Source organism: Kluyvera sp. (genome assembly GCF_047971185.1).
Lineage (GTDB): Bacteria > Pseudomonadota > Gammaproteobacteria > Enterobacterales > Enterobacteriaceae > Kluyvera.
Map to the genome: position 1 here is coordinate 12,188 of NZ_JBKDZH010000080.1, position 23,380 is coordinate 35,567.

Consider the following 23,380-nt stretch of genomic DNA (forward strand, 5'->3'; position numbering starts at 1 on the left):
AAAGAGTGGGTTTTTTAAACTGACGTTGAATGCCGCGCGTTGTAGAGACGCGAAAAAGGGCAAAACGCAGTCGTGGCCGCGGAGCGGACTTTCGTTTCCCGTTGGGGTGGAAACAAGGATATTCAGGAGAAAACGTGCGACAAATCCGCCAGTTATGTTTGGTGAGCTTACTGCTGACCAGCGGTGTTGCCAGTGCAGCAAGCATCCGTCTGCAGGTTGAAGGGCTTTCAGGCGAACTACAAAAAAACGTTCGAGCGCAGCTTTCGACTATCGACAGCGACGAAGTGACGCCGGATCGTCGCTTTCGCGCGCGCGTAGATGACGCTATTCGCGAAGGGCTGAAGGCCCTCGGCTATTACGAACCGACCATCGATTTTGAACTCAAGCCGCCGCCGGCCAAAGGCCGCCAGGTATTGCTGGCAAAGGTCACACCGGGGGAGCCGGTACGTATAGGCGGTACCGATGTGATCCTGCGCGGCGGGGCGCGGACCGATAGCGACTATCTGGATCTGCTAAAAACCCGTCCCAAAATTGGCACGGTGCTCAACCATGGCGATTACGATCATTTCAAAGGGTCGTTAACCAGCGTGGCGCTGCGTAAGGGCTATTTCGACAGCGAGTTTAATAAGAGCCAGCTTGGCGTGGCGGTCGATCGCCATCAGGCGTTCTGGGATATCGACTACGACAGCGGCGAACGCTACCGCTTTGGCGACGTGACCTTCGAAGGATCGCAGATTCGCGAAGAGTATTTACAGCATCTGGTGCCGTTTAAAAAAGGCGACTACTACCAGTCCAGCGATCTGGCGGAGCTGAACCGCCGTCTGTCTGCGACCGGCTGGTTTAACTCAGTCGTTGTGGCGCCCGAGTTTGAAAAATCGCGTAAAACTAAGGTGTTACCGCTGCATGGTGTCGTATCGCCGCGCAGCGAAAATACCGTAGAGCTGGGCGGTGGCTACTCCACCGACGTTGGCCCACGGGTGAAAGCGTCGTGGAAAAAACCGTGGGTCAACTCCTACGGCCACAGCCTGACGACCAGCCTCAGCGTCTCGGCGCCGGAACAGCAGCTGGACTTCAGCTACAAGATGCCGCTGCTGAAAAACCCGCTCGAGCAGTACTACCTGGTGCAGGGCGGCTTTAAAAGCACCGACCTCAACGATACCAAGGCCGACTCCACTACGCTTGCCGTTTCACGCTACTGGGATCTTTCCAGCGGCTGGCAGCGCGCGATTAACCTGCGCTGGAGCCTCGACCACTTTACGCAGGCGGATGTCACCAACACCACCATGCTGTTCTACCCGGGCGTTTCCATCAGCCGTACCCGTTCGCGCGGCGGCCTGATGCCCACCTGGGGCGATTCCCAACGTTACTCGATCGACTACTCGAACACCGCCTGGGGTTCGGACGTCGACTTCTCGGTTATTCAGGCGCAGAACGTGTGGATCCGCACGCTGTACGATCGCCATCGCTTCGTGGTGCGCGGTAATCTCGGCTGGATCGAAACCGGCGACTTTGATCGCGTGCCGCCAGACCTGCGTTTCTTCGCCGGTGGCGACCGCAGCATTCGCGGCTACAAATACAAATCCATCGCGCCTCGAGATGACAAAGGCAAGCTGATCGGGGCCTCAAAGCTGGCCACCGGCTCGCTGGAATATCAGTACAACGTCACCGGTAAATGGTGGGGCGCGGTGTTTGTCGACGGCGGCGAAGCGGTCAGCGACATTCGCGACAGCGACTGGAAAAAAGGCGCGGGCGTCGGCGTACGCTGGCAGTCGCCGGTGGGGCCTATCAAGCTCGACTTCGCCGTTCCGGTGGGCGACAAAGATGAACATGGATTGCAGTTTTACATCGGTCTGGGGCCTGAGCTATGACGTTATGGAAAAAAATAAGCCTCGGCGTACTGATTTTTCTCGTGCTGCTGCTGGGGATCGTTGGGTTTCTGATTGGCACCACCACCGGGCTACATCTGCTGTTTAACGCGGCGAACCGCTGGGTACCGGGGCTGGAAATTGGCCAGGTGACCGGCGGCTGGCGCGATCTGTCGCTGAAAAATGTCCGCTATACCCAGCCGGGCGTGGCGGTGGATGCCGGTGAGCTTCATCTGGCGGTGGATCTCAACTGCCTGCTGCACAGCAGCGTGTGCGTTAACGACGTGGCGCTCAGCAATATCAACGTGGCAATCGACAGCAGCAAAATGCCGCCTGCCGCGCCGGTGGAGGAAGAGGACAGCGGGCCGCTGAACCTCTCGACGCCGTACCCGATTACCCTGAAGCGCTTCGCGCTCAACAACGTCAATATCAAGATTGATGACACCACGGTATCGGTGATGGACTTCACCAGCGGCCTGGCGTGGCAGGAGAAAAACCTGACGCTGACGCCAACCACCCTGCAAGGGCTGCTCATCGCGCTGCCGAAGGTGGCCGACGTGGCGCAGGAAGAGGTGGTGGAGCCGAAGATCGATAATCCGCAGCCGCAGGAAAAACCGCTCGGTGAAACCATGACCGAGCTGTTCTCGAAACCGGTGCTGCCGGAGATGACCGATGTCCATTTGCCGCTGAACCTGAATATCGAATCCTTTAGCGGCGAGCAACTGCGTATTACCGGCGATACCGATCTAACGGTGTATAAGATGCTGCTGAAGGTCAGCAGCATCGACGGCAATATGCAGCTCGACACGCTGGATATCGACTCCAGCCAGGGCACGGTGAACGCCAGCGGCACCGCGACGCTGATTAACGACTGGCCGGTGGATCTCACGCTGAACAGCACCCTGAATATGGACCCGCTGAAGGGCGAAAAGGTGAAGCTGAAGGTGGGCGGCGCGGTGCGCAAGCAGCTGGAAGTGGGCGTGAACCTGTCCGGACCGGTCGATATGGGCATCCGCGCGCAGGCGCAGCTGGCGGAAGCCGGGCTGCCGTTCAACCTCGAGGTGAACAGTAAGCAGCTCTATTGGCCGTTTACCGGCGAGAAGCAGTTCCAGGCTGACGATCTGAAGCTGAAGCTCGGCGGCAAGATGACCGACTACACCCTGTCGTTCCGCACCGCGGTGAAAGGGCAGGACGTGCCGCCGGCAAATATCACTCTCGACGCCAAAGGTAACGAGCGTCAGGTGAACCTCGACAAGCTCACCGTCGCGGCGCTGGAAGGTAAAACCGAGCTGACCGCGCTGCTCGACTGGCAGCAGGCGATCAGCTGGCGCGGCGAGCTGGCGCTACGCGGCATCAACACCGCGAAAATGACGCCGGACTGGCCGTCGAAGCTCGATGGCCTGATTAAAACCAACGGTAGCCTGTACGGCGGCAGCTGGCAGATGAACGTGCCGGAGCTGAAACTCACCGGCAACGTGAAGCAGAACAAAGTGAACGTTGAGGGCTCGCTGCGCGGCAACAGCTACCTGCAATGGATCATTCCGGGGCTGCACGTGGCGCTGGGCAATAACACCGCCGACGTGAAGGGCGAGCTGGGGGTGAAAGACCTTGCGCTGGATGCCAACATCGACGCGCCGAAGCTCGACAACATGCTGCCGGGGCTGGGTGGCACGGCGAAAGGGCTGGTGAAGATTCGCGGTACGGTGGATGCGCCGCAGCTGCTGGCGGATATCACCGCCCGCGGCCTGCGCTGGCAGGAGCTGTCGATTGGCCAGGTGCGCGTTGACGGCGACGTGAAATCCACCGATCAGATTGGCGGCAACCTCGACGTGCGCGTTGAGCGCATCGTGCAGCCGGATGTAAATATCGGGCTGGTGCATCTGACGGCGAAGGGCAACGAAAAACAGCACGCGCTACAGCTGCAAATTCAGGGCGAGCCGGTTTCCGGCCAGCTGGCGCTGGCGGGGAGCTTCGACCGTAAAGAAGAGCGCTGGAAGGGGGCGTTAAGCAATACGCGCTTCCAGACGCCGGTCGGCCCGTGGTCCATCAACCGCGATATTGCGCTGGACTACCGCAATCTGGAACAGAAAATCAGCATCGGGCCGCACTGCTGGGTGAACCCGAACGCGGAGCTGTGCGTGCCGCAGACGATTGACGCGGGCGCGGCGGGGCGGGCGGTGGTCAACCTCAACCGCTTCGACCTGGCGATGCTCAAGCCGTTTATGCCGGAAGAGACGAAGGCCAGCGGCGTGTTTAGCGGGAACGCGGACGTCGCCTGGGACACCACCAAAGAAGGGCTGCCGCAGGGCAAGGTGACGCTTTCCGGGCGTAACGTGAAGGTTACCCAGATCGTCAACAATGCGCCGCTGCCGGTAGCTTTCGATACGCTGAACCTCAGCGCCGACCTGCATAATAACCGCGCCGAGCTGGGCTGGATGATTCGCCTGACCAACAACGGCCAGCTGGACGGGCAGGTGCAGGTGAGCGACCCGCAGGGGCGGCGTAACCTCGGCGGTAACGTCAACATCCGCAACTTCTCGCTGGCGATGGTGAACCCTATCTTCTCCCGCGGCGAAAAAGCGGACGGCAAGCTGAACGCCAACCTGCGCCTCGGCGGCGATCTTCAGAGCCCGCTGATGTTCGGCCAACTCCAGCTTAACGGCCTCGATATCGACGGTAACTTCATGCCGTTTGATATGCAGCCAAGCCAGATAACCATGAACTTCAACGGCGCCAGCTCGACGCTACAGGGCGATATCCGCACCCAGCAGGGGCAGATCAGCCTGAACGGCGACGCCGACTGGCGGCAGATTGAAAACTGGCGCGCGCGCGTTGCCGCAAAAGGTTCCCGCGTGCGGATAACCGTACCGCCGATGGTGCGCCTGGACGTTTCGCCGGACGTCGAGTTTAACGCGACGCCGAGCCTGTTTACGCTCGACGGCAGCGTCGACGTGCCGTGGGCGCGTATCGTGGTGAAAGAGGTGCCGGAAAGCGCGGTCGGCGTTTCCAGCGACGAAGTGCTGCTGAATAACGATCTGCAGCCGAAAGAGGCCAAATCGGCGTCGATTCCGATCAACAGCAACCTGACCATCCACGTCGGCAACAACGTGCGTCTTGACGCGTTCGGCCTGAAGGCGCGCCTGACCGGCGACCTGAAGGTAGCACAGGATAAACAGGGGCTGGGGCTGAACGGGCAGATCAATATTCCGGAAGGGCGCTTCCACGCCTACGGCCAGGATCTGATCGTGCGTAAAGGCGAGCTGCTGTTCTCCGGCCCGCCGGATCAGCCGCTGTTGAATATCGAAGCCATTCGTAACCCGGATGCTACCGAAAACGATGTTATCGCCGGCGTTCGCGTCACCGGCTCGGCCGATCAGCCGAAGGCGGAAGTCTTCTCTGACCCGGCGATGTCGCAGCAGGAAGCGCTTTCTTACCTCGTGCGTGGGCAGGGGCTGGACAGCGGCCAGAGCGACAGCGCCGCGATGACGTCTATGCTTATTGGTATGGGGGTTGCACAAAGTGGTCAGGTTGTGGGTAAAATCGGCGAGACGTTTGGCGTAAGTAATCTGGCGCTGGATACCCAAGGGGTGGGCGATTCCTCTCAGGTGGTGGTCAGCGGTTACGTATTGCCGGGTCTACAGGTAAAATATGGCGTTGGGATCTTTGACTCGTTAGCGACGCTCACGTTACGCTATCGCCTGATGCCTAAGCTGTATCTGGAAGCGGTGTCTGGCGTAGACCAGGCGCTCGATTTGCTCTATCAGTTTGAGTTTTAGCAATGCGAATATTTGTTTACGGCAGTTTACGGCGCAAACAAGGCAACAGCCACTGGATGACCAACGCTCAGTGGCTGGGCGATCACAGCGTTACCGATTATCAACTGTACAGCCTGGGCCACTATCCAGGCGCGGTGCCCGGCGATGGCACGGTACATGGTGAAGTCTATCGGATTGACGCCTCGACGCTGGCTGAACTGGATGCGCTGCGTACCAAAGCGGGCGAATATGCACGTCACCTCATTCAGACGCCGTATGGTAGCGCCTGGATGTACGTCTATCAGCGCCCGGTCGATGGGCTGAAGCTGATAGAAAGCGGCAACTGGTTGGATAAAGACCAGTATTGAATATGACAACGCCACCCTCGGGTGGCGTTGTTTTTTGGGGCAATCGACAAACAAAAACACCGCCCGAAGGCGGTGTCTGCAAGCGTGGTCAGAAGTCTTACTTCTTCGCGCGCTCGAAGGAAGCAACGATTTCAGCTTTAGCCGCTTCAGCGTTGTCCCAGCCGTCAACTTTAACCCATTTGCCCGCTTCGAGGTCTTTGTAGTGCTCGAAGAAGTGGGTGATCTGCGCTTTCAGCAGTTCCGGCAGGTCGTTCACATCTTTGATGTGATCGTATTCTATGCTCAGCTTGGTGTGCGGTACCGCAAACAGTTTCGCATCTTCACCGGATTCGTCGGTCATTTTCAGAACGCCAACCGGACGGCAACGGATGACCGCGCCCGGCTGCAGCGGATACGGCGTCGGGACCAGTACGTCAACCGGGTCACCGTCCAGAGACAGGGTGTGGTTGATGTAACCGTAGTTGCACGGATAGAACATCGCGGTGGACATGAAACGGTCAACGAACAGCGCGCCGCTCTCTTTGTCGACTTCGTATTTGATAGGATCTGCGTTAGCCGGGATTTCGATGACTACGTAGATATCTTCCGGCAGATCTTTACCCGCAGGGACGTTGAGTAAGCTCATGTCTGTTTCCTTTAGAATGTGTGGCAAACTAGTGCCCGGTATTATAGCCAACTCGCCGCGAAAGTCTTGGCCTGTTTTACATTCCGCCCGCTTGAAGTTGCCCTTTTCAGCCCCTTCCTATGACAGAAAAATCCATAAACTTAGCCGCATACTGAATAAAATCGTGTAACCGTTTCCATCGCACTAAAAAAAGCGCCGACGGCGATCAAAATTTCGACAAAATCAATAGCAGTCAATGGATGCGCGACGCCTTGCCGCCTCTCATCTTCTGCTCACACCAAAAGTTAACAACTAATTTACTTTTTTGAAGTGTGATGTAACTCATTCCGTTACATCTCCCATTGTCTATAGTTTTTCCGCTGATGAATATTCGACCAACAATAACCCTACGAGGATACCTCTATGTGGAAGCGCTTACTTCTTGTCACAGCAGTTTCCGCAGCCATGTCGTCTATGGTCATGGCTGCCCCTTTAACGGTGGGATTTTCGCAGGTCGGGTCTGAATCCGGCTGGCGCGCGGCGGAAACCAACGTCGCGAAGCAGGAAGCGGAAAAACGCGGTATCACCCTGAAGATTGCCGACGGGCAGCAAAAACAGGAAAACCAGATTAAAGCGGTACGTTCGTTTATCGCTCAGGGCGTTGATGCCATCTTTATCGCGCCGGTGGTGGCGACCGGCTGGGAGCCGGTGCTGAAAGAAGCCAAAGAGGCCAACATCCCGGTGTTCCTGCTCGACCGCTCGATCGACGTGAAGGACAAATCGCTGTACATGACCACCGTCACCGCTAACAACGTGCTGGAAGGCCAGCTGATTGGCGAATGGCTGATTAAAACCGTCGACGGCAAGCCGTGTAACGTGGTTGAACTGCAGGGCACCGTGGGTGCGAGCGTGGCGATCGACCGTAAGAAGGGCTTTGCCGACGCTATCTCGAAGGCGTCTAACATTAAGATTATCCGCTCCCAGTCCGGCGACTTTACCCGCAGTAAGGGTAAAGAGGTGATGGAAAGCTTCATCAAGGCGGAGAACAACGGCAAGAATATCTGCATGGTTTACGCGCATAACGACGACATGGTGATTGGCGCAATCCAGGCGATCAAAGAGGCCGGGCTGAAGCCGGGCAAAGATATCCTCACCGGCTCTATCGACGGCGTGCCGGATATCTATAAAGCGATGATCGCCGGTGACGCGAACGCCAGCGTTGAGCTGACGCCAAATATGGCCGGCCCGGCGTTTGACGCGCTGGAGAAATTCAAGAAAGACGGCACCCAGCCGGAGAAAGTGACCCTCACCAAATCGACGCTCTACCTGCCGGATACGGCGAAAGAAGAGTTAGAGAAGAAGAAAAATATGGGCTACTAAGAGATAGCCCAGGCTGATGGCGCTTTACATATCGGACCTTTGTAACGGTAGGCCTGATAAGCGAAGCGCCATCAGGCAGTTCGGCGCACGATGCCGGATGGCGGCTTTGCCTTATCCGGCCTACAGGACTGCTACCCTCACCCCAACCCTCTCCCTGCAAGGGAGAGGGAGTCGAGCGGTGCGGGTAGCAAGTTGGGCACAATCTGTTCCCTCTCCCCCTCGGGGAGAGGGCCAGGGTGAGGGGGAGCGCACCATGACCACTGAAACCAACCCGGAAATCCTCCGCACCGAGGGGCTCTGCCAGTACTTCCCCGGCGTGAAAGCGCTGGATAACGTCAACTTCAGCCTGCGGCGCGGTGAAATCATGGCGCTGCTCGGCGAAAACGGCGCGGGCAAATCCACGCTGATTAAAGCACTGACCGGCGTTTACCACGCCAACAGCGGCAGCATCTGACTGGAAGGGCAACAAATCCATCCGAAAAATACCGCGCATGCTCAGCAACTGGGCATTGGCACGGTGTATCAGGAAGTGAACCTGCTGCCGAATATGTCGGTGGCGGATAACCTGTTTATTGGCCGCGAGCCGAAACGCTTTGGCTTTATTCAGCGCAAAGAGATGGAAAAATGCGCCACCGCGCTGATGGCTTCCTACGGTTTTTCCCTCGACGTGCGCGAACCGTTAAACCGCTTTTCGGTGGCGATGCAGCAGATCGTCGCCATCTGCCGGGCGATCGATCTCTCCGCCAAAGTGCTGATCCTCGATGAACCGACCGCCAGCCTCGACACCAAAGAGGTGGAGATGCTCTTCACCCTGATGCGCCAGCTGCGCGATCGCGGCGTCAGCCTGATCTTCGTCACCCACTTCCTCGATCAGGTGTATGCGGTCAGCGATCGGATCACCGTCCTGCGTAACGGATCGTTCGTCGGCTGCCGGGAAACCCGCGAGCTGCCGCAGATTGAGCTGGTAAAAATGATGCTGGGCCGCGAGCTGGAGAGCCAGGCGCTGCATCGCGCCGGACGCACGCTGCTGAGCGACAAACCGGTGGCTTCCTTTGAAGGCTACGGCAAAAAGGGCACCATCGCGCCGTTCGATCTGCACGTGCGCCCCGGCGAGATCGTCGGTCTGGCGGGGCTGCTGGGATCCGGGCGCACCGAAACGGCCGAAGTGATCTTCGGCATTCATCCGGCCGACTGCGGACAGGCGACGATCAAAGGTAAACCGCAAACCCTGCGTTCGCCGCATCAGGCCTCGTGTCTGGGGATCGGTTTTTGCCCGGAGGATCGTAAAACCGACGGCATTATTGCCGCCGCCTCGGTACGGGAAAACATTATCCTCGCGCTGCAGGCGCAGCGCGGCTGGCTGCGGCCGATACCGCGTAAAGAGCAAAACGAGATTGCCGAGCGTTTTATCCGCCAGCTGGCCATCCGCACCCCCAGCGCCGAGCAGCCGGTGGAGTTTCTCTCCGGCGGCAACCAGCAGAAGGTGCTGCTGTCGCGTTGGCTGCTGACGCGCCCGCAGTTCCTGATCCTCGACGAACCGACGCGTGGGATCGACGTGGGCGCGCACGCGGAGATCATCCGCCTGATTGAAACCCTGTGCGCGGACGGCCTGGCGCTGCTGGTGATCTCGTCCGAGCTGGAAGAGCTGGTGGGCTACGCCGATCGCGTGATCATCATGCGCGATCGCCAGCAGGTGGCGGAGATCCCGCTCGCCGAGCTTTCCGTTCCCGCGATCATGAACGCTATTGCGGCCTAAGGAGTTAACCGTGATGCCTCGAACCGTTCCCCAAACCGGTAAGCCAGAGCGCCGCTTTCGCTGGCCGCCGGGAATGCCGCAGATTGCGGCATTAATCCTGGTGCTGCTGGTCGATAGCCTGGTGGCGCCGCACTTTTTCCAGATAACGCTACAGGATGGCCGCCTGTTCGGTAGCCCGATTGATATCCTCAACCGTGCGGCCCCGGTGGCGCTGCTGGCGATCGGCATGACGCTGGTGATCGCCACCGGCGGTATCGATCTTTCCGTCGGCGCGGTGATGGCCATCGCCGGGGCTACCGCCGCCGCGATGACCGTGGCCGGCCACAGCCTGCCGGTGGTGCTGCTGGCCGCGCTCGGATCCGGCGTGCTGGCCGGGCTGTGGAACGGCATTCTGGTGGCGATCCTCAAAATCCAGCCCTTCGTCGCCACCCTGATCCTGATGGTGGCCGGGCGCGGCGTGGCGCAGCTGATCACCGCCGGGCAGATTGTCACCTTCGACTCGCCGTCGCTGGCGTGGCTTGGCAGCGGCAAGTTTCTTCTGTTCCCGACGCCGGTGATTATTGCGCTGGTGACGCTGGTCGTCTTCTGGCTGCTGACGCGCAAAACCGCGCTCGGCATGTTTATTGAAGCGGTCGGCATCAACATCCGCGCGGCGAAAAACGCCGGGGTGAATACCCGCATCGTGGTGATGCTGGCCTACGTGCTGAGCGGCGTTTGTGCGGCCATTGCCGGCACCATTGTGGCGGCGGATATTCGCGGCGCCGACGCCAACAACGCCGGACTGTGGCTGGAGCTGGACGCCATTCTGGCGGTGGTGATCGGCGGCGGCTCGCTGATGGGCGGGCGCTTTAACCTGCTGCTGTCGGTGGTGGGGGCGCTGATTATTCAGGGCATGAACACCGGCATTCTGCTCTCCGGCTTCCCGCCGGAAATGAATCAGGTGGTCAAAGCGGTGGTGGTAATGTGCGTGCTGATCGTCCAGTCGCAGCGCTTTATACAGATACTGAAGAGGATGCGGGGCCATGATAAAACGTAATTTACCGTTAATGATTACCCTGGGCGTGTTTATCCTTGGCTATCTCTACTGCCTGACCCAGTTTCCCGGTTTTGCCTCAACGCGCGTCATCTGTAACATCCTGACCGATAACGCCTTCCTGGGGATCATCGCCGTGGGCATGACCTTCGTGATCCTCTCCGGCGGGATCGATCTCTCCGTTGGTTCGGTGATCGCCTTCACCGGCGTGTTTCTCGCCAAAGCGATCGGCTTCTGGGGGCTGTCGCCGCTGGTGGCCTTCCCGCTGGTGCTGGCGATGGGCTGCGCGTTTGGCGCGATGATGGGCTGGCTGATCGATGCCCTGAAGATCCCGGCGTTTATCATTACGCTTGCCGGGATGTTCTTCCTGCGCGGTGTGAGCTATCTGGTGTCCGAAGAGTCGATCCCGATCGACCACCCGGTGTACGACACCCTCTCCGGGCTGGCGTGGACTATTCCCGGCGGCGGTCGCCTGAGCGCGATGGGGCTGCTGATGCTGCTGGTGGTGGTGCTGGGCATTTTCCTCGCGCACCGTACGCGCTTTGGCAATCAGGTCTATGCGATCGGCGGTAGCGCCGCGTCGGCTAACCTGATGGGCATTCCGACCCGCAGCACCATCGTTCGCATTTATATGCTGTCGACGGGGCTGGCGACGCTGGCGGGCATCGTGTTCTCTCTGTATACCCAGGCGGGCTACGCGCTGGCGGGCGTCGGCGTGGAGCTGGACGCGATCGCCTCGGTGGTGATCGGCGGCACGCTGCTGAGCGGCGGCGTCGGTACGGTGCTGGGCACGCTGTTCGGCGTGGGGATTCAGGGGCTGATTCAGACCTATATTAACTTCGACGGTACGCTCAGCTCGTGGTGGACCAAGATCGCCATCGGCATTCTGCTGTTTATCTTTATCGCCCTTCAGCGGGCGCTGACGGTGCTGTGGGAGAACCGGCAAAATGCGGCGGTGACCCGCGTCGATGCCGCGGTAACAAAGAACTAACATACTGAAACGCTAAAGTTTTTCCGGTAGCAGCCGATACCAGTCATTTACGCCAAACAGTACCCCTGCTACCGGACAAAACTATGATGCTAAAAACGCTCTCTATCCGTACCGGCCTGCTGTCCCTGCTCGCCGTAATGACTCTGCTGCTGATTCTGGTCAGCGGCATCGGTATTTATGCTCTCACCCAAAGCTCTGCCTCCCTCCAGCGCATCGACCATCTACAAAGTGAGCAAATCACCCAGCTGAACGAGGGCTACACGCTGCTGCTGCGCGCGCGTAACGAAGCCGGGCAGGCGGTCAGGCTGATGGAAATCGGCATGCTGGACGATGCGGCGAAGGCGGTCAAAACCCTCCACGGCGAAGTGACGATGGCGCAGAAGATTATCACCGATGTTAGCCAGTCAACGGTGGAGGATAGCGACGGCGCGAAGCTGATAGCGGGGGTAGCGAAGAGCTATGAGATCTATAACGCCCAGGCGATCGCCCCGATGCTGGCGGCGCTGGAGCAGCAGAACGTGGACGGCTATTACGATCTGCTGGAAAACAGGATGATCCCGGTCTCCCGTCAGTTCGATGATGCGATGTACGCCTTCCAGAACTGGGGCGAGCTGCGCGGGCAGAGCGAAGTGGCGGCGGTGCAGAGCACGAAAAATCGGGTGCTGGCATTGATGGTGCTGGCCATCGTGCTGACCGCAGGCGCGATCGCGCTGGCCTGGCTACAGCTGCAGCACCTGCTGCTGAAGCCGCTGGCGTCGTCGATTGCCCAGCTGGAACAGGTGGCCGCCGGGGATTTAACCCCTTCACCGCTGAAGGCCAGCAGCGCCGAGATTAAGCGCCTGAACGTGGCGATTGCCGCGATGCGCGAGTCGATGATGAACTCCGTTATGCGGGTGCGCGATGCCAGCTCACAGATTGATGTCGGCAGCCGCGAGCTGACGGCGGGCAACAACCATCTGGCGCAGCGTACGGAGTCGACGGCGACCTCGCTGGAGCAAACCGCCGCCAGTATGGAAGAGCTGACCGCCACCGTGAAGCAGAACGCCGATAACGCCGAGCAGGCGCACAAGCTGGCGCGCGACGTCTCCGATACCGCCGATCGCGGTAGCGAAATGGTGTGCTACGTGATTGAAAAAATGCAGGATATTTCCGGTAGCGCCAAACGTATCGCCGATATCCTCGGGGTAATTGACGGCATTGCCTTCCAGACCAATATTCTGGCGCTCAACGCCTCGGTTGAAGCGGCCCGCGCGGGCGAGCAGGGGCGAGGGTTTGCGGTGGTGGCCGGAGAGGTGCGTAACCTTGCCAGCCGTAGCGCCGATGCGGCGAAGGAGATTCGCCAGCTGATTAGCGACTCGCAAACCCACGTTAACGAAGGCAGCGACCTGGCGCAGCAGGCGGGAGAAACCATGGATGAGATCGCCAGCGAAGTGATGCGAATGACCAAACTGATGCGGGAAATCGCCAGCGCGTCGCAGGAACAGAGCCGCGGCATTGAACAGGTGAATATTGCGGTCAGCCAGATGGATGAAACCGCGCAGCAGAACGCGGCGCTGGTGCAGCAGTCATCGGCGGCAACCCGCTCGCTGGAAGAACAGTCGCAGGCGCTGGTGGCGGCGATGGCGTCGTTCAGGCTGCAGGTGGCGTAATCGGGTTACCCCTCACCCCGGCCCTCTCCCCAGAGGGGCGAGGGAGAAAACCGACCGACCCCTCTGCTCGTGTGGCGAGGGGAAAACTGGACGGTCCCCTCTCCCCTATGGGGAGAGGGTTAGGGTGAGGGGCTACCCAGCTCCTGACGAATTACGCGTCCGGGAACTCACGAATAAAACGCTCAACGTCTTCAACCATATGGTCGTTGCCGACGAAGAACGAGCGGCGCTGGTGCAGGCTTTCCGGCTGAATATCCAGAATACGCTCTTTACCATCGCTGGCTTTACCACCGGCCTGCTCCGCCAGGAACGCCATCGGGTTGCACTCATACAGCAGGCGCAGCTTCCCTTCCGGGTGGCTGGCGGTGCTTGGGTACAGGTAGATACCGCCTTTCAGCAGGTTACGGTGGAAATCCGCCACCAGGGAACCGATATAGCGTGAGGTGTACGGGCGCTGCGTGGACTTGTCTTCTTCCTGGCAGAACTTAATGTACTTCTTCACCCCGTTCGGGAACTTGATGTAGTTACCTTCGTTGATGGAATAGGTGCTGCCGCGCTGCGGGAAGCGCATGCGCTCCTGGCACAGGCAGAACACGCCCAGCGACGGGTCGTAGGTAAAGGCGTGCACGCCGCAGCCGGTGGTATACACCAGCATGGTCGAGGAGCCATAAACCACGTAACCGGCGGCAACCTGACGGTTACCCGGCTGCAGGAAATCTTCTTCCGTTACCGGCGTACCGACCGGCGTGACGCGGCGGTAGATAGAGAAGATGGTACCGACAGAGACGTTAACGTCGATATTAGATGAGCCATCCAGCGGGTCCATCAGGACCACGTATTTCGCGTGCTCGCAGCCGTCGAAGACCACGATTTCGTCTTCTTCTTCGGAGGCGATACCGGCGACGATGTCACGTGCACGCAGCGCTGCTTTCAGTTTCTCGTTCGCGAACAGATCGAGCTTTTGCTGTACTTCTCCTTGTACGTTTTCAGCGCCGCTGGCACCCAGGATATCGACCAGACCGGCCTTATTGATATCGCGGTGGATGATCTTAGCACCTAACTTTATTGCCGACAGCAAAGCAGTGAGTTCACCGGTTGCGTGAGAGAACTCGTGCTGCTTCTCGACAATAAATTCACCTAACGTTTTCATAACACTTTCCCTGACAGTGGATGTTGAGTAAAACGGCTGCAACAATACTAACAAAGAATAAAAAAAATACGCACAGGTGAATCGCGCCAGCAAACTACGGAATATCCTGAAATGCGTTTCTCTGTCGGCAAACATATGGGTAAAATGCGCGATAGATAAAAAAATGATAGTGACGTATGCGCATTCATATTTTGGGTATTTGCGGCACCTTTATGGGTGGTCTGGCAATGCTGGCTCGCTCATTGGGCCATGAAGTCACGGGTTCGGATGCTAACGTGTATCCCCCGATGAGCACGCTGCTTGAAAATCAAGGCATTGATTTAATTCAAGGTTATGATGCAAGCCAGCTTGACCCTCAGCCGGATCTGGTGATCATCGGCAACGCCATGACGCGCGGTAACCCGTGCGTAGAAGCAGTGCTGGAGAACAACATTCCGTACATGTCCGGCCCACAGTGGCTGCACGACTTCGTGCTGCGCGACCGCTGGGTGCTGGCGGTTGCCGGTACCCACGGTAAAACCACCACCGCCGGCATGGCGACCTGGATCCTCGAAGAGTGCGGCTACAAGCCGGGCTTCGTCATCGGCGGCGTGCCGGGTAACTTTGAGGTTTCCGCGCGTCTGGGCGACAGCCCGTTCTTCGTGATCGAAGCCGACGAATACGACTGCGCGTTCTTCGATAAGCGTTCCAAATTCGTGCATTACTGCCCGCGCACCCTGATCCTCAACAACCTTGAGTTCGATCACGCGGATATCTTCGACGATCTGAAAGCTATCCAGAAACAGTTCCACCACCTGGTGCGTATTGTGCCGGGGCAGGGGCGTATCATCCTGCCGGAGAACGACGCCAACCTGAAGCAGGTGATGGCGATGGGCTGCTGGAGCGAACAGGAGCTGGTGGGCGAGCAGGGCCACTGGCTGGCGAAGAAGCTGAATACCGATGCCTCCGAGTGGGAAGTGCTGCTCGACGGTGAAAAGGTCGGTGAAGTGAAGTGGAGCCTGGTGGGCGAACACAACATGCACAACGGCCTGATGGCGATTGCCGCCGCGCGCCATGTCGGCGTGACGCCTGCGGATGCCGCCAACGCGTTGGGCAGCTTTATCAACGCCCGTCGCCGCCTGGAGCTGCGCGGTGAAGCCAACGGCGTGTGCGTGTATGACGATTTTGCGCATCACCCAACGGCGATCCTCGCCACGCTGCAGGCGCTGCGCGGCAAAGTGGGCGGCACCGCGAAGATTATCGCCGTGCTGGAACCGCGTTCCAACACCATGAAGATGGGCGTCTGCAAAGACGACCTCGCACCGTCGCTGGGTCGCGCGGACGAAGTGTTCCTGCTTCAGCCGCAGCATATTCCGTGGCAGGTGGCGGAGGTGGCAGAAGCCTGCGTGCAGCCAGCCCACTGGAGCGCCGACGTTGACGCGCTGGCGGACATGATCGTCAAAAGCGCCGAGCCGGGCGACCATATTCTGGTGATGAGCAACGGCGGATTTGGCGGTATTCATCAGAAGCTGCTGGAAAGGCTGGAAAAGAAAGCTCAGCGCTAAACGGCTGAGCTGGGCCCCTCACCCTAACCCTCTCCCCAAAGGGGAGAGGGGACCGATCGAGCAGCTAGCACGATTGGTTTTCTCCCTCGCCCCTTTGGGGAGGGGGCCGGGGTGAGGGGGCCCGCTCAACACAACACTCTCCCTCGGTACCCAAACATGCTCATCGCCAAAAAAATCACCGCCACCGATTCCCCCTTATTTCCCCCGCTCGATGCTCTCTATACCCACGCTTTCCCGTGGCACGAACAGCGCGAACTCCTCGCCAAACAGCGGGCACTCCACGACCCACACTACGCGCTGGAAGCGTGGTTCGACGGTGAGCTGTTTATCGGGATGAGCGGCACGTGGGCGTTCGACGGCTATAGCTATATTGAACATCTGGCGGTCGACGGCAGCCTGCGCTCGCAGGGTTACGGCAAACGTCTGCTGGGGCAAATCCTTGCGCGCGCGCCGAAAACGATTCTGGAAATCGATCCGCTGACCACCGAGATTGCCCACAAACGTCTGCGTTTCTATGAAGGGATGGGGTTCTTCGCCAATCCGTGGCCGCATACGCACCCGACCTATCACGCCGGTATCGCCGATCACGCATTAATTGTGCTGAGCTATCCGCAGCCGATTGATGAGGCGCAGTATCAGCGTTTTAACCATGATTTGTGCCAGATTGTGATGGCATAACCCGGCATCATTGCCGGATGGCGGCGTAAACGCCTTATCCGGCCTACAATTTGCACCGAATGTAGGCCTGATAAGCGTAGCGCCATCAGGCGGTCTCACGCAGATAAAAAAATACCCTCACGAAGAGGGCATTTTACGGATGATTAATCCTGGTTTTCGGACAGCTCGCGCAGATACTGGAAGATCTGGCGGGAAGATTTTGGCGGCTTGTTGCCGGCTTTTTCTTTCCTGGCGTTACGCACCAGCGAACGCAGCTGCTGACGGTCGGCGTCAGGCCACAGGTTCATCACTTCTTCGATGGCTTCATCGCTGCCGTCAACCATACGGTCACGCAGTTGCTCCAGCTTGTGGAACACAACAACCTGCTGGTTGTGGCGGTTTTTCAGCTTATCCAGCGCCTGGCGGTACGGCTCAACGTCGCGCTGGCGCAGCATTTTACCGATCAGCTGCAGCTGGCGGCGGCGGCCTTCCATCTTAATACGCTGCGCCAGTTCAATGGCGGCGCGCAGGTCGGCGTCCAGCGGGATTTTATCCAGCGCGTTCTTACCGAGAGCGACCAGTTCCGCACCGAGCTTTTTCAGCTCTTCGGCATCACGCTTAATTTCACTCTTGCTGACCCAGATAATTTCATCATCTTCGTCCTCGATATCATCACCGGGGACTTCGTCGAGCCAGTCTTCGGGCTGCTTTGTCATTTCAGGCTCCTTAAAAAAGAGGCTAATACTAACAGCTTGAGCGCATACTGAGAAAGGGTTCTCTGTTAGACTTCATTTAACTTTACCTCAGATTATGGCTTAGACGATGAAAGTGATCACACAAGTTGCGGAACAGCGTATTGCGCTGGAAAAAGCGGTCTCCACGGCACTCGAGCTGGCAGCCGCCCAATCGGACGGCGCGGAAGTCGCGGTCAGCAAGACCACCGGTATCAGCGTCAGTACGCGCTACGGTGAAGTTGAAAACGTCGAATTCAACAGCGATGGCGCGCTGGGGATCACCGTATACCACCAGAATCGTAAAGGCAGCGCCTCCTCGACAGACCTGAGCCCGGACGCCATTGCCCGTACCGTGCAGGCGGCGCTGGATATCGCCCGCTACACCTCGCCGGACCCGTGCGCGGGCGTGGCGGACAAAGATCTGCTGGCCTTTGACGCGCCGGATCTCGACCTGTTCCACCCGGCGGAAGTGACCCCGGACGAGGCCATTGAACTGGCGGCCCGCGCTGAGCAGGCTTCCCTGAAAGCCGACAAACGCATCACCAATACCGAAGGCGGCAGCTTCAACAGCCACTACGGCATTAAAGTCTTCGGCAACAGCCACGGCATGTTGCAGAGCTACAGCTCTACCCGCCACTCGCTCTCCAGCTGCGTGATTGCCGAAGCCAACGGCGACATGGAACGCGACTACGCCTACACCATTGGCCGCGCGCTGGGCGATCTGCAATCGCCGGAATGGGTTGGGGAAGAGTGCGCCCGCCGCACCCTGTCTCGCCTGGAACCGCGTAAGCTCTCCACCATGCAGGCGCCGGTGATTTTCGCCAATGAAGTGGCGACCGGCCTGTTTGGACACCTGGTTGGCGCGATTGCCGGTGGTTCGGTGTACCGTAAATCCACCTTCCTGCTGGACTCCCTCGGTAAGCAGATTCTGCCGGAGTGGCTGACCATTGAAGAGCACCCGCACCTGCTGAAAGGGCTGGCCTCGACGCCGTTCGACAGCGAAGGCGTGCGCACCGAACGTCGCGACATTATTAAAGACGGCATCCTGACCCAGTGGCTGCTCACCAACTACTCCGCGCGTAAGCTGGGCCTGAAGAGCACCGGCCACGCGGGCGGCATTCACAACTGGCGCATTAAAGGGCGCGGCCTGAGTTTTGAAAAGTTGCTTAAAGAGATGGGTACGGGTCTTGTCGTCACCGAACTGATGGGGCAGGGTGTTAGCGGCATCACCGGCGACTACTCGCGCGGTGCATCCGGCTTCTGGGTTGAGAACGGCGAAATTCAGTACCCGGTGAGCGAAATCACCATCGCCGGCAACCTGAAAGATATGTGGCGCAATATTGTCACCATCGCCGACGATATTGAGACACGCAGTAACATCCAATGTGGTTCCGTACTGTTACCGGAGATGAAAATCGCCGGGCAGTAAACACGTGCTGGGCGCATCCTGCTGCGCCCGTTTGCGTAGATAATAAAAAGGAAGTGAGCAATGCGTAAAAAACTGGTAGCGATGCTGGCGGTCTCCGCGCTGGCGCTGGGTTCGGCTTCGGCCTTCGCCGATCTGGGCGACGATATGGATACCCTGGCGGAAAATCTGCAGATCGTGCAGAAAACCTCCGACGCGGGTGAGCTGAAAGCGGCGCTGACGAAGATGCGCACCGCAGCAGAAGACGCCAAAAAAGAGACCCCGCCGAAGCTGGAAGGCAAAGCGGCTGACAGCGCGGAAATGAAAGATTATCGTCATGGCATGGATACGCTGATTGGTCAGATTGACGGTGCGCTGAAGCTGGCGAACGAGGGCAAAGTGAAAGAAGCCCAGGCCGCTGCGGAAGATTTCAAAACCACCCGCAACGAGAACCACAAGAAGTTCCGCTAATTCCTGTCTACGGAAGGCGTCGCCCGATGCCTTCCGCATACCTCAACGCCTGCTATCTCCCATCGACCATCAAGGAATCGCCATGCCTTCTCATCTGCTTGCTGCCTCTTTCTCTCTGCTCGCCGCCAGCGCTGCCGCACAAACGCAGTACGCCTGGGTTGGCACTTACGCGCCGAATGGCGAAGGGCTATACCGCTTTACCGTGGATGCGGAAACCGGCGAGCTGCGGAATAAAACGCAGGTCAGCTCGCTGCCTGACCTGGCGCAGCTCACCGTCTCGCGCGATGGTAAGGTGCTGTATGCCGCCAGCGAAGTGGATCAGGGCGTGGTGCAGGCGTGGCGAATTGACGCGCAGGGCGAATTGCTCAGCCTGAACCAGGTCGCCTCCGGCGGCGCGGGGCCGGTCTATCTGTCGTTAACGCCGGATGGTCGCTACCTGCTGGTGGCTAACTACACCAGCGGCTCGATTGCCGTGCTGCCGGTTCACGATGACGGCAGTCTGGGGGATGCGGTTGATGTTCATCAGGATAGCGGGCCGGTGGGCGCATCGCGCCCGGAAGCCGCGGTCGAGGGCAGTTTCGCCATCAGCGGCCACGGCAGTCCGCATGCGCATATGGTACGCGCGGATCGGAGCGGGCGTTTTGTTTACGCCACGGATCTCGGATTAGACAGGATCTACCAGTACACGATAGATCCGGCGAGCGGCAAACTGACGCCGAACGATCCGCCGTTTATCGCCGCGTCGTCTGCGGGCGCGGGGCCGCGCCATTTCGTATTCACGCCTGCGGGCGATGGGCTGTGGCTGGTGAATGAAGAGTCTTCAACGCTGACCTATTACTATCTTGATACGCACAGCGGCCTGCTGCGCGAAGGCCAGACGGTCTCCGTACTGCCGGAAATGTACAAAGGCACGAGCTTCGCGTCGGGATTAACGCTGAGCCAGGACGGTAAGCAGCTGTACGTAGCCAACCGCTTACACAACAGTATTGCTCACTTTACGGTACTGGCCGATGGCGGTCTGAAGCGGCAGGAAGATATCTGGACGCGCGGCGATTACCCACGCACGTTAACCCTCGATAGCCAGGGGCGCTGGCTGTACGTGATGAATCAACGCAGCGACAACATCACCCGTTTCCGCGTCGATCCGCAAAGCGGCGCGCTGACCTTTGAGCCGGACTATACGCCGGTGGGGAGCCCGTCGCAGATGGTGGTCTCTGCCCGCTAGATCTCTCGTGGCTAGCGCAGGTGATGCACCACCTGATTACTGCTGCCGCGCCAGATCAGCGCCGGGTCTTTCAGGTCCTGCACAAACTTACCGTCCACCAGCACGTTGATCAGGTCAACGACTTCCATTTGCGCAGCATTGAGTTCGTCGAGCTTATAGCCGGTCCACACCCAGATATCTTTGCCGGGGCATTCGGCGTGGATGCGTTTGACCAACTTGAGGATCTCCGGCACGTTCTGCGGGTGCAGCGGGTCGCCGCCGGAGAGTGAAATCCCCTGGCGTTTGACGCGGGTATCGTTGAGGTCGGCGATGATGCGGTCAGCCATCTCAGCGGTGAACGGCTGGCCGGAGTTCACGCGCCAGGTGCTCTTGTTGTAGCAGCCGGGGCATTCGTGAACGCAGCCAGCGACGAATAACGTACAGCGCGTGCCGGGGCCGTTGACGATGTCGACGGGGTAGTATTGATGGTAATTCATGTTCGCGTTCCAGATTAGCAACCATCGTAGCCCGGACGAGGCGATACGCCGACTCCGGGACGGCCCCGGCGTCGCTACGCTCGGCCGGGCTACGGTGGTACGATGGTGCAGTAAACGGTTCCCTCTCCCCTCAGGGGAGGGGGATAAACCGCTCGGCCTTAACCGAGCTGCCCGTTACCCAGGTGCTTAACGCGGCGCTTCACTTCTTCCTGCTTACCGGCGTTGAACGGACGGGCGTCCGGGCTGCCGAGGTAGCCGCACACGCGGCGCGTCACGGAGACGCGGGCCGCGTCGTGGTTGCCGCATTTCGGGCAGGTGAAGCCTTTGCTGGTGCACTCGAACTCACCGGTAAAGCCGCACTCGTAGCATTCATCGATCGGCGTGTTGGTCCCGTAGTACGGCACGTGCTGGTAGCTGTAGTCCCACACGTCTTCCAGCGCCTTCAGGTTGTGCTGGATGTTCGGGTACTCGCCGTAGCAGATAAAACCGCCGTTGGCGATCGGCGGGTAGGCCGCTTCGAAGTCGATCTTGTCGTACGGGTTAACCTTTTTCTCCACGTCGAGGTGGAAGCTGTTGGTGTAGTAGCCTTTGTCAGTCACGCCTTCCACCACGCCAAACTCGGCGGTGTCGAGACGGCAGAAGCGGTCGCACAGGTTTTCGCTCGGCGTGCTGTACAGGCTGAAACCGTAGCCGGTTTCATCTTTCCACTGATCAACCGCATCGCGCAGGCGCTGAACGATGGCCACGCCTTTCTCACGCAGCATTTCGCTGTCGTACATATGCTGGTTGCCGAACAGCGCGTTGATGGTCTCGTGGATACCGATGTAGCCCAGAGAGATGGACGCACGACCGTTTTTGAAGATTTCTGATACGTCGTCGTCCGCTTTCAGACGCACGCCGCAGGCCCCTTCCATATACAGGATCGGCGCCACGCGCGCTTTTACCCCTTCCAGACGCGCGATGCGGGTCATCAGCGCTTTACGCGCCAGCAGCAGACGCTCGTCGAGCAGCGTCCAGAATGCGGCTTCATCACCTTTGGCTTCCAGCGCAATACGCGGCAGGTTGAGGCTGATGACGCCCAGGTTGTTACGCCCGTCGTGCACCTGCTCACCGTTTTCGTTTTCCCACACGCCGAGGAAGCTGCGGCAGCCCATCGGGGTTTTAAAGGAGCCGGTGACCTTCACCACCTGATCGTAGTTGAGGATATCCGGGTACATGCGCTTGCTCGCGCACTCCAGCGCCAGCTGCTTGATGTCGTAGTTGGCGTCGCCGAACTTGTGGTTCAGGCCGTCGCGAATGGCGAAGACCAGCTTCGGGAACACCGCGGTTTTGCGGTTTTTGCCGAGGCCCGCGATGCGATTACGCAGAATAGACTGCTGAATCAGGCGCGATTCCCAGCTGGTGCCGAGGCCGAAACCAAAGGTGACGAACGGCGTCTGGCCGTTGGCGGTGTGCAGCGTGTTGACTTCATACTCCAGCGACTGGAAGGCGTCGTAGCACTCTTTCTCGGTGCGGGTGCGAGCGTACTCTTCCGCGTTCGGGATCTGCCATTCATCGGCAATTTTACGGTGCTTGTTGAAGCTCTCGGTGACGAACGGCGCCAGCACTTCATCAATACGGTTAATGGTGGTGCCGCCGTAAATATGGCTGGCAACCTGGGCGATGATCTGCGCGGTGACCGCGGTAGCGGTCGAGATGGATTTCGGCGGCTCGATTTCCGCGTTGCCCATCTTAAAGCCCTGGGTCAGCATGCCTTTCAGGTCGATCAGCATGCAGTTGAACATCGGGAAGAACGGCGAGTAGTCGAGGTCGTGGTAGTGAATCACGCCGCGCTCGTGCGCCATCACCACGTCGTGCGGCAGCAGGTGCTGGCGAGCGTAGTGTTTGGCGACGATACCGGCCAGCAGATCGCGCTGGGTCGGGATCACTTTGCTGTCTTTGTTGGCGTTTTCGTTAAGCAGCGCCGAGTTGGTCTGCTCAACCAGGCCGCGAATTTCCTGATTCAGGCGGCCGCGCTTCTCGCGCTGGCTATCGCGGTCGTGGCGATATTCGATATAGGAACGGGCCAGCTGCTTGTACGGCCCGGACATCAGCTGATTCTCAACGGCGGTCTGGATTTCGTTGATATCAACCTGCGCCTGGCCCTGCATTTGTTGGCTAACGATTGCTGCGACGGTGGCGCAATAATCTGCGTCATCGACTCCCGCTGCTTTAGCTGCACGCAGAATTGCTTCCTGAATGCGCTCTGATTTGAACGGCACTTTACAGCCATCTCGTTTCATCACATGCGGTGTCATGATCACTCCAATATTTATAA

General features: G+C 59.1%; 17 protein-coding genes and 2 pseudogenes. 13 read left to right on the top strand and 6 right to left on the bottom strand.

Annotated features, from left to right (window positions below; genetic code table 11):
• Window positions 1-134: 134 nt before the first annotated feature.
• Genes tamA through ACK5JN_RS18965 form a run of 3 tightly spaced genes read left to right on the top strand, consistent with a single transcriptional unit; the run spans window position 135 to window position 5,988 of the window.
• Entirely contained in the window at window positions 135-1,868 is a 1,734-nt protein-coding gene (gene tamA, locus ACK5JN_RS18955; RefSeq protein ID WP_416871568.1) for an autotransporter assembly complex protein TamA, read from the top strand.
• Window positions 1,865-5,641: an autotransporter assembly complex protein TamB gene (gene tamB / locus ACK5JN_RS18960; protein WP_416871569.1), complete on the top strand. Its 3,777-nt coding sequence runs from the start codon at window positions 1,865-1,867 to the stop codon at window positions 5,639-5,641. The genes tamA and tamB overlap by 4 nt, the downstream gene beginning before the upstream one ends.
• Window positions 5,642-5,643: 2 nt before the next feature.
• Window positions 5,644-5,988 (top strand): gamma-glutamylcyclotransferase family protein, encoded by a 345-nt coding sequence (locus ACK5JN_RS18965; protein WP_064546942.1) that lies wholly within the window; start codon window positions 5,644-5,646, stop codon window positions 5,986-5,988.
• Between the two features lie 97 nt (window positions 5,989-6,085).
• Here the strand turns inward: ACK5JN_RS18965 and ppa are convergent, their stop codons facing one another.
• On the bottom strand, window positions 6,086-6,613 hold the full coding sequence (ppa, locus tag ACK5JN_RS18970) for an inorganic diphosphatase (protein ID WP_416871570.1): 528 nt from the start codon (window positions 6,611-6,613) through the stop codon (window positions 6,086-6,088).
• A gap of 402 nt (window positions 6,614-7,015) precedes the next feature.
• Here ppa and ytfQ point away from each other — a divergent pair, with 402 nt between their 5' ends.
• From ytfQ to ACK5JN_RS18995, 5 genes and pseudogenes are all read left to right on the top strand, one after another.
• Entirely contained in the window at window positions 7,016-7,972 is a 957-nt protein-coding gene (gene ytfQ / locus ACK5JN_RS18975) for a galactofuranose ABC transporter, galactofuranose-binding protein YtfQ (RefSeq protein ID WP_416871571.1), read from the top strand.
• A gap of 253 nt (window positions 7,973-8,225) precedes the next feature.
• Window positions 8,226-9,728: pseudogene (gene ytfR / locus ACK5JN_RS18980) on the top strand (galactofuranose ABC transporter, ATP-binding protein YtfR).
• Window positions 9,729-9,738: 10 nt separating this feature from the next.
• Window positions 9,739-10,764 carry a galactofuranose ABC transporter, ATP-binding protein YtfT gene (gene ytfT / locus ACK5JN_RS18985; RefSeq protein WP_416871572.1) on the top strand — a complete coding sequence of 342 codons (1,026 nt, stop codon included), beginning with the start codon at window positions 9,739-9,741 and terminating at the stop codon, window positions 10,762-10,764.
• Window positions 10,751-11,752, top strand: coding sequence for a galactofuranose ABC transporter, permease protein YjfF (gene yjfF / locus ACK5JN_RS18990; protein ID WP_416871573.1), 1,002 nt, complete (start codon window positions 10,751-10,753; stop codon window positions 11,750-11,752). The genes ytfT and yjfF overlap by 14 nt, the downstream gene beginning before the upstream one ends.
• Before the next feature lie 86 nt (window positions 11,753-11,838).
• Window positions 11,839-13,401: a methyl-accepting chemotaxis protein gene (locus ACK5JN_RS18995; RefSeq protein WP_416871595.1), complete on the top strand. Its 1,563-nt coding sequence runs from the start codon at window positions 11,839-11,841 to the stop codon at window positions 13,399-13,401.
• A 151-nt stretch (window positions 13,402-13,552) separates the two neighbouring features.
• Here ACK5JN_RS18995 and fbp read toward each other — a convergent pair whose 3' ends face one another.
• Entirely contained in the window at window positions 13,553-14,551 is a 999-nt protein-coding gene (fbp, locus tag ACK5JN_RS19000) for a class 1 fructose-bisphosphatase (RefSeq protein WP_416871574.1), read from the bottom strand.
• Between the two features lie 176 nt (window positions 14,552-14,727).
• Here fbp and mpl point away from each other — a divergent pair, with 176 nt between their 5' ends.
• The gene (gene mpl, locus ACK5JN_RS19005; protein ID WP_416871575.1) at window positions 14,728-16,095 is read left to right on the top strand and encodes a UDP-N-acetylmuramate:L-alanyl-gamma-D-glutamyl-meso-diaminopimelate ligase; all 1,368 of its coding nucleotides are present in this window, start codon (window positions 14,728-14,730) and stop codon (window positions 16,093-16,095) included.
• Between the two features lie 156 nt (window positions 16,096-16,251).
• Window positions 16,252-16,773, top strand: a complete 522-nt coding sequence (locus tag ACK5JN_RS19010) for a GNAT family N-acetyltransferase (protein WP_416871576.1) — start codon at window positions 16,252-16,254, stop codon at window positions 16,771-16,773.
• Between the two features lie 12 nt (window positions 16,774-16,785).
• Here ACK5JN_RS19010 and ACK5JN_RS19015 read toward each other — a convergent pair.
• Together ACK5JN_RS19015 and yjgA are read right to left on the bottom strand one after the other, a co-directional pair.
• A pseudogene (locus ACK5JN_RS19015) lies at window positions 16,786-16,863 on the bottom strand (hypothetical protein); the annotation flags it as partial.
• Window positions 16,864-16,916: 53 nt separating this feature from the next.
• On the bottom strand, window positions 16,917-17,468 hold the full coding sequence (gene yjgA, locus ACK5JN_RS19020) for a ribosome biogenesis factor YjgA (RefSeq protein WP_416871577.1): 552 nt from the start codon (window positions 17,466-17,468) through the stop codon (window positions 16,917-16,919).
• A 106-nt stretch (window positions 17,469-17,574) separates the two neighbouring features.
• Here yjgA and pmbA point away from each other — a divergent pair, with 106 nt between their 5' ends.
• From pmbA to ACK5JN_RS19035, 3 genes are all read left to right on the top strand, one after another.
• On the top strand, window positions 17,575-18,915 hold the full coding sequence (pmbA, locus tag ACK5JN_RS19025) for a metalloprotease PmbA (protein WP_416871578.1): 1,341 nt from the start codon (window positions 17,575-17,577) through the stop codon (window positions 18,913-18,915).
• A gap of 60 nt (window positions 18,916-18,975) precedes the next feature.
• Window positions 18,976-19,362: a cytochrome b562 gene (gene cybC / locus ACK5JN_RS19030; RefSeq protein ID WP_416871579.1), complete on the top strand. Its 387-nt coding sequence runs from the start codon at window positions 18,976-18,978 to the stop codon at window positions 19,360-19,362.
• An 82-nt stretch (window positions 19,363-19,444) separates the two neighbouring features.
• Window positions 19,445-20,587 carry a lactonase family protein gene (locus ACK5JN_RS19035; protein ID WP_416871580.1) on the top strand — a complete coding sequence of 381 codons (1,143 nt, stop codon included), beginning with the start codon at window positions 19,445-19,447 and terminating at the stop codon, window positions 20,585-20,587.
• An 11-nt stretch (window positions 20,588-20,598) separates the two neighbouring features.
• Here ACK5JN_RS19035 and nrdG read toward each other — a convergent pair whose 3' ends face one another.
• Both nrdG and nrdD read right to left on the bottom strand, forming a co-directional pair.
• Window positions 20,599-21,063 carry an anaerobic ribonucleoside-triphosphate reductase-activating protein gene (gene nrdG / locus ACK5JN_RS19040; RefSeq protein WP_416871581.1) on the bottom strand — a complete coding sequence of 155 codons (465 nt, stop codon included), beginning with the start codon at window positions 21,061-21,063 and terminating at the stop codon, window positions 20,599-20,601.
• A gap of 158 nt (window positions 21,064-21,221) precedes the next feature.
• A complete protein-coding gene (gene nrdD, locus ACK5JN_RS19045; RefSeq protein WP_416871582.1) occupies window positions 21,222-23,360 on the bottom strand; it encodes an anaerobic ribonucleoside-triphosphate reductase in 2,139 nt (712 codons plus the stop codon).
• Window positions 23,361-23,380 lie beyond the last annotated feature (20 nt).